Genomic DNA, 860 nt, shown 5'->3' on the forward strand with positions numbered 1-860 from the left:
GGGCGTCGTCCAGCATCTCGGCCCAGCGGGTGCCAGCGCGGCGCTTCTTCGTCGCCGACACCGCGTTGTCCTCGTAGACCTCGACGACGTTCCAGTCCTTGGCCTCGGCCAGCGCCCTGATCTTCCTCAGCTGCGTATCGACCGTCCAGCGGTCACCCTTGCGGTCCATGGAGGCGCGGACGTACGCGGCCACCTCGTTCGTCTTCCTCAGCGCTACCAGTTCGACCATGCAACCAAGCTTACGGAACGAGTGTCACAACCGCGACATGCTCTACGAGAACCCCCTCTATCTGGCCGAGGAGCTGGGGGCGCTGGATCTGCTCAGCGATCAGCGCCTGGCCATCGGCATCAGCCGCGGATCGCCCGAGCCGGCGCTGCGCGGCTGGGAGGCCTTCGGCTACACCGGTTCCACCGACCCGCGCGGTGCAGATATCGCCCGCCCCAAGTTCGATCAGCTGATGGCGGCCGTGCGAGGGGAGACGATGGTCGACGCCGATCCCGCCCAGCACGGACGGGGCATGCGGCTGCACGTCGAGCCGCATTCGCCGGGTCTGGACGAGCGGATCTGGTGGGGCGCCGGCAGCCGTGAGACGGCCGAGTGGGCCGGGCGCGAGGGCGTGAACCTCATGAGCTCGACCCTGCTCACCGAGGCCACCGGCGCCGCATTCGCCGATCTGCAGGCCGAGCAGCTGCAGCAGTACCGGGAGGCGTGGAAGGCCGCAGGCCACAGCCGGACTCCGCGCACGAGCGTGAGCCGCAGCATCTTCCCGATCGTCACCGCCGAGGACCAGGCGCTGTACGGGCAGCTGCAGCGCGAGGGCCAGGACCAGATCGGCATCATCGACGGCTTCCGCAGCACC

2 protein-coding genes are annotated in these 860 nt (G+C 69.2%); one reads left to right on the forward strand and one right to left on the reverse strand.

Going from position 1 to position 860, the window contains the following annotated elements:
* Positions 1-229, reverse strand: a 229-nt coding sequence (locus IG178_RS24485) for a recombinase family protein (RefSeq protein ID WP_193215210.1), incomplete at its 3' end; no start/stop codon positions are given.
* 37 nt (positions 230-266) lie between these two features.
* Here IG178_RS24485 and IG178_RS24490 point away from each other — a divergent pair.
* Positions 267-860: LLM class flavin-dependent oxidoreductase (locus tag IG178_RS24490; RefSeq protein WP_193215211.1), on the forward strand; the 594-nt coding region annotated here is incomplete at its 3' end.

Source organism: Neoluteolibacter marinus (assembly GCF_014904755.1).
Classification (GTDB): Bacteria; Verrucomicrobiota; Verrucomicrobiia; order Verrucomicrobiales; family Akkermansiaceae; genus Haloferula; species Haloferula marina.